The sequence below is a fragment of the Aurantiacibacter xanthus genome, assembly GCF_003584015.1.
Classification (GTDB): Bacteria; Pseudomonadota; Alphaproteobacteria; order Sphingomonadales; family Sphingomonadaceae; genus Alteraurantiacibacter; species Alteraurantiacibacter xanthus.
Genome location: NZ_QXFM01000070.1, coordinates 1 through 6430 on the forward strand (window position 1 = coordinate 1; position 6430 = coordinate 6430).

At 58.2% G+C, this 6430-nt stretch carries 2 protein-coding genes and 1 pseudogene; 2 read left to right on the plus strand and 1 reads right to left on the minus strand.

Features of this window, described 5'->3' with window-relative positions:
• Window positions 1–423: pseudogene (locus D2V17_RS07600) on the minus strand (transposase); the annotation flags it as partial.
• Between the two features lie 202 nt (window positions 424–625).
• On the opposite strand from D2V17_RS07600, the gene D2V17_RS07610 reads away from it, so the two are divergent.
• Window positions 626–4135 (plus strand): DUF1998 domain-containing protein, encoded by a 3510-nt coding sequence (locus D2V17_RS07610; protein WP_147367286.1) that lies wholly within the window; start codon window positions 626–628, stop codon window positions 4133–4135.
• A 2-nt stretch (window positions 4136–4137) separates the two neighbouring features.
• A partial coding sequence (locus D2V17_RS07615; protein WP_245978615.1) for a DEAD/DEAH box helicase occupies window positions 4138–6430 on the plus strand: 2293 nt, incomplete at its 3' end.

Genomic DNA, 6430 nt, shown 5'->3' on the forward strand with positions numbered 1-6430 from the left:
ACTGCTCGACGATCCGGATGATCTCGAGCTTCTCGGATGCGGGATATCTCATTCTTCGTCTCCCCCATCCGCGATCATGCTTTTTTTGAGCAGCCGGTTCTCCAAAGTGAGATCGGCCACGCACTCCTTCAGATCGCGCGCTTCACGGCGCAGACCCTTCACCTCGTCCGTGGTCGCAGCACGCGCAGTGTCACCAGCCAGACGGCGCTTGCCGGCTTCCATGAACTCCTTGGACCAGGTGTAATACAGGCTCTGCGCAATCCCTTCGCGGCGGCACAGCTCGGCAATGGAGTCATCGCCGCGCAGGCCATCAAGGACGATCCTGATCTTGTCCTCGGCAGAGAAGTGCCGCCGAGTCTTGCGGCGGATATCCTTTACGACCTGCTCGGCAGGCAATTTGGACCTTGAGGATTTGGGCTTCATCTTCGTTCCTTCGTCACTACGACGAAGCCCAAATCCTCCTTAAATCACAACCTCTAATCTGTGCCATAGGTGCTGACGGGAGACAGTCGCAGGTGGACTCGATTTCGCAGGTGATGTCGAAGACTACCCGGAAGACTGGCACGACCTCACTTCTCCGACGCTTCGTCTCAAGGCGACGTATCGGGGCAAACAAGAGGGCTCGTTGCTAAAGGTTGGACCTGACGGCCATAACCACGGCGATGGGATCGAAGTCTGGTTCTTCGCTGGCGATCACCGCTTCTGCCCTAACTGCAAAAACATCCCGTCGTCCCAGGCGCGAGAGCGCAACAAGCTGGCAAGTTTGTCGGCTGAAGGGCGAAGCTCGGCGACGACGCTGATCACAGCCGCTCTTCTGTCAGCAATGCATGAAGAGGGCACGCTAGGCGAACACCAGCGCAAGCTGCTCGGCTTTACCGACAACCGTCAAGATGCTGCCCTTCAGGCAGGTCACTTCAACGATTTCATCTTCGTCACGCTTCTGCGGTCAGGCCTGCTCAAAGCCGTGGCAGATGCGGGGGAAAGAGGCCTTGAACACCAGCGTTTCGGCGATGCAGTTAGGCTTGCCCTTGGGTTTACCCGCGAAAACAAAGAGCGCCTTGCCGAGTGGATGGCAAATCCAGAGGCGCGCGGTTTGATCGCGTTTGAACAAGCAGAGCACGCTGTAACGAAGGTCCTTGCGCACCGGGTCTGGAGCGACCTGCGACGTGGTTGGCGCTTCACCAATCCGAATCTCGAGGATCTCAAGCTGATCGAGGTTCGCTTCCCCGGCCTGGGCGAACTCGCCGGAGACGACGAACTTTTCGCCAAGGACGACTTCCTGCGCGAAGCATCACCGAGCACGCGAGCTGAACTGTTCAAGCTCCTGTTCGATGCCATGCGCAAAGGTCTCGCAGTTTCGACGGAAGCCCTCGAAAAGCAGCTCATCACACAGGTGGCACAGGAGGCGCAGCAAAGCCTTCGCTTTCCGTGGAACATCGAGAGTTCGGAAGCTGATCGCTTGCGAACCGCAGGGGTGCTGATGGTCGATCCACCCAAACGTGACACCATCTCAAATGCTGAGAACGACGCGATTACGCGTGGCAGCTATATGTCAGCCTTGGGCAAGTCACTGTGCCACACGCGCCTGTGGGGGGCAGATGGTCCGAAGCGGAAAGATTACCCTGATTTCATATCGACGTTGATCAAGGCCGCCGAGGCACACGAAATCCTGCGCAAAGTGCCGATTGGCGGAGGCGATGCTTGGCGCCTAGCACCAGCAGCGTTGAGGCTTCATCTGGCTACGCCGTCTGCAGATGATGTGAAGGCTAACGCCTTCTTCCGCGACCTCTACACCTCGGTAGTTGCCTCTTTGGGCGAGGAGGGTGCCCTTACATTCTCGTTCGAGGCGCGCGAACATACTGCGCAGGTAGAGAACGAAATCCGCCAATGGCGTGAAGACCGTTTCCGTTACGCTGACGCTGATCGAAAGCGTTTGGTGGAAAACAAAGAAGCGATGAAGGACCGCGAAGAGCCGGACAGTTTCCTTCCTTTGCTCTTCTGCTCTCCAACCATGGAGCTCGGGGTAGATATCAGCGCTCTTAGCACTGTCTACCTGCGCAACGCGCCACCTACACCTGCGAACTATGCGCAGCGGGCCGGACGCGCTGGACGTAGCGGTCAGGCGGCTTTGGTGGTTACCTATTGCGCAGCCCAGTCGCCGCACGACCAGTATTACTTCAATGACAGAAAGCAGCTTGTAGCGGGGCAGGTTAAGCCCCCCGCGCTCGACCTTGCCAATCGTGACCTGATCGCCAGCCATATCCACGCGGAATGGCTGGCAGCTGCAAAGGCGCCGCTCGAATCGTCGATCCCGAAGAACCTCGACATGGATAACACCGAGGGTTTCCCGGTCGCGGAAGAGCATATGCGCGCCTTCGACAAAGTGCGGCGAGATGCCCAGCTGCTTGCTGACCTGAAGGCCATCCTTGAGACGGTCGCGCCATACGTTGAGCTTGAGGCTTTCCCCGACCTTGCCGATCCGCAAGGCCTGATCGAATCCGTTATTGCGTCAGCAGACCATAACTTCGACCAGACCTTCGAGCGTTGGCGGGACCTGTATCGCGGCGCACTGCGCGAGCAAGCCGACGCGGATAAGGTTCGCAACAAGACCAATGTTGCTCCGGGTGAACGCAAGAGTGCAGCCAGCCGCTACAAGCTTGCGGCCGATGAGCTCGAGATGCTTGTGCACGGGCGCGCGACAAATGGGTCGGATTTTTACACCTACCGCTATCTTGCGACCGAGGGCTTCCTGCCTGGTTACAACTTCCCGAGGCTGCCGCTCTATGCCTTTATCCCGGCGATGCGCGGAACGGCGGTGCTGCAGCGGCCGCGCTTTCTCGCTATTTCCGAATTCGGACCGAACAGCCTTGTTTATCACGAAGGCCGAGCCTTCCGGATTATCAAGGCGAAGCTGCCGGCGGGGCAGCGTAGCGATGATGGCAATCTTGCCACCGACACTATGATCCTGTGCGCTCAGTGTGGTGCGGCCGAGACATCACCCGTGGTTGAACGATGCCAGGCCTGTGGCACGTCTCTCGGAGGCGCAGAGCGGCTGGATTCGATTTTCCGGATCCAAAACGTTGAGACGTTTCCCACGGCCCGCATCACAGCAAATGACGAAGACCGGCAACGGCGTGGGTTTGATATCCAAACCGTCTTCGCATGGACTGGCGACACAAACAGCGTTCAAACGATCACCCTTTCCGGGGAGGGGCAGCCGATTGTGAGCCTTTCCTTCGGGCGCCGTGCAAAGATAACGCGGCTGAACAAGGGGCTGAAGCGACGAGCTGAAAAAGCGATCTGTGGCTTTGTGATCGATCCGCTGACCGGGAGGTGGTTGGCCGACAAGAATAACGATGATGGGACGGGGCCCGACCCGGGCAAATCGCGACAGCAGCGGATCGTGCCGGTCGTCGAGGATCACAAGAACTCCTTGCTGCTAATCCCGGATGCCTCGTTCAACCTGGGGCCTGCCGAAATGGCGACGCTTCAGCATGCACTGGTGCGGGCCATCGAGGTCAGCGAGTCCCTCGAAGAGGGAGAGATGCTCGGTGAAGCTATGCCCAACCGTGAAGAGCGGCGAGCGCTTCTGCTCTATGAGGCAACCGAAGGTGGTGCCGGTGTTCTTAGCAGGTTGATGAATACGTCCGGGCGCTGGCAAGGGCTGGCACGCATTGCTCTGGAACTGATGCACTACAAGTTCGATGAACAAGGTCAGCTCGTTGATGGTGAGAAGCCATGTGTTGAAGCCTGCTACCGCTGCTTGATGTCTTACTTCAACCAGCCTGACCACGAGCACCTTGATCGCACGAACGAGAAGGTGATCTCCTTCCTCCTCGCTATGTCCAGTGCAGCGATATTGAAAAGCGAAAAGGCATCAGTGAAGCCGAACCCAAGCAGTGGCGGGTGGAAGGCAAAGCTGGAAGAATGGGACATTCCAGCGCCCGGTAACACAACGATCGAGGGGTCTGCATTCGATCTGTTCTGGCCAAGCCAATTGCTACTAGCGGTTCCTGGCGGATCTTCGGCCAGCATTGCTGCGTCCTGTGCAGCCCGCGGCATCGACGTGATTGATCTGCCCGCAGATGCACCAGAAACCCTGCCAAACGCGCTCGCGCAATACTTCGGGAAATAACAATGGAAGCGAATGATTATCGACCGGGCACCCTGGTCACGGCGCGTGGGCGTGAATGGGTTGTCCTGCCCAGCCAAATGCCTTCGACCATGCGTTTGCGTCCGCTGTCTGGTGCGGAGGCTGATGTAATCTCCCTCATCCCTGATCTCGAACGCTCGCCTGTTCGTCCTTCGAAGTTTGCATCGCCCACTCCTGATGCAGTTGATAATCAGGATGGAGCACGTTTGCTGGCAGATGCTTTGCGATTGGCAATGCGGCGAGGTGCAGGGCCTTTCCGTAGCGCCGCCCAGCTCGGAGTAGAGCCTCGTGCTTATCAGCTTGTGCCCTTGCTGATGGCACTAAAGCTCGAGGTGAAGCGGCTGCTGATTGCCGACGACGTTGGTATCGGCAAGACAATTGAAGCAGGCATGATCCTGCGCGAAATGTTTGATCGCGGCCAGATCGATCGCTTCGCCGTGATCTGCCCCCCGCACCTGGTGCCGCAATGGCGCGAAGAACTCGCAACCAAGTTCGACCTTGATGCTGTGGAAGTCACCGCATCGAACGCCCGCGCGCTGGAACGAGGGCTGCCTGCGTCACAGAGCTTGTTCGAAGCCTATCCCTACACCATTGTCAGTCTCGACTACATCAAGGCGGACAACCGGCGCGACGAGTTTGCCAGGGCGTGTCCGTCACTGGTCATCGTAGACGAAGCTCACAGCTGTGTTGGCGGTGAAAAGGGCAAGCACCAGCGATATGAACTGCTGCAGCGTCTCGCTGCCGATGAGGAGCGGCATATGCTGTTTCTCACTGCCACGCCGCATTCCGGTGATGAAGATGCCTACGATCGCCTGCTCGGTTTGCTTCATCCAGACTTTGCCTTCGGTCCGGAAGGGGGCGACCGAAATGCGCGTGAGCGTTATGCCTACCGGCTTCAACAGCATTTCGTGCAGCGTCGGCGCGCTGACGTCGAGGAAGACGAATGGAAGGCTGGCAAGGCATTTCCCAAGCACCTGGAAGACGAGCGCACCTATACGCTTACCGGTCCATGGGCTGAGTTCCAGGAAGACGTCCTCGACTACTGCGTTGGAGTAACCAAGAGCGCAGGAGAAAATGCGCAACGGCGACGCATGGCGTTCTGGAGCACGCTTGCACTTATGCGCTGCATCGGATCGTCACCAGCAGCTGCTCATCGCGCACTGTCAAACAGATTAGCTGGGTTCGGAGAGGAAAAGGAAAATCAGGCGGCCGTCTTCGATGAGGAGGACGGATTGCTGAGTGACAATGATGTCGAGCCAGGCACCGCGATCGATGGCGATGAACGGCGCGAACTGGAGGCACTGATTGAAGCAGCGTCGAATCTCGCCGTTAAGTTTGGACAAGACCCGAAATACAAGACCCTGTTGTCCACGCTCAACGAACTGATCGAGCAGGAGTCGGCGTCCCCTATCGTGTTCTGCCGCTATATTGAGACTGCGAAGGCAGTGGGTGCAGCCTTGTCCCGTCAATTCAAGGGACACAAGGTGGAGGTGATCACCGGCGAACTCACACAGGAAGATCGTCGTGCTCGCATCGAGGCGATGGATCCCGATCAACCGCGTATCCTTGTGGCGACTGACTGCTTGTCTGAGGGTATCAATCTACAGTCACTTTTTGACGCCGTGATCCACTACGATCTCAGCTGGAACCCTACTCGACATCAGCAGCGAGAAGGCCGGGTCAATCGCTTCGGGCAAGCCTCCCCCTCGGTCTGGACCGTCATGATGTATGGCGACAACAGCATGATCGACGGCGCTGTGCTCGAAGTCATTACGCGCAAGGCAGACGCCATTCGCAAGGCCACGGGGGTAACTGTGCCTATCCCGGAGGATTCCACCAGCGTATCCGCGGCGCTCATGAAGGCGATGATCCTGCGATCAGAGGGTGCTCGTGCACAAGGGGTGCTCGACCTGTTTGGGACGACAGACAACGTAGAACGGCATTGGAGAGACGCAGAGGAAAACGCCCGAAAGAGCCGGGCTCGCTATGCGCAGGGCACCATGAAGCCGGCAGAAGTCATCCCCGAGTGGCAAGCGATGCGGGCCTTGCAAGGGGGACAAGAAGAAGTCGAGCGCTTCACCCGCCGGGCCTTGCAGCGCGTTGGTCAGAACCTCGCTCGCTCGGCTACGCCTACCGTAGTGTTCAACCAGCTGCCTGAAGCTATGTTCGAGAAGCTGCAAAGCCGCAATCTAACTGGCTCCAGGCGCATTAGCTTCCTTGACGTGTCCGTCGTCAGAACATTTGGCACAACTCGCGGCGTAGATCAGCGGAGTGTGG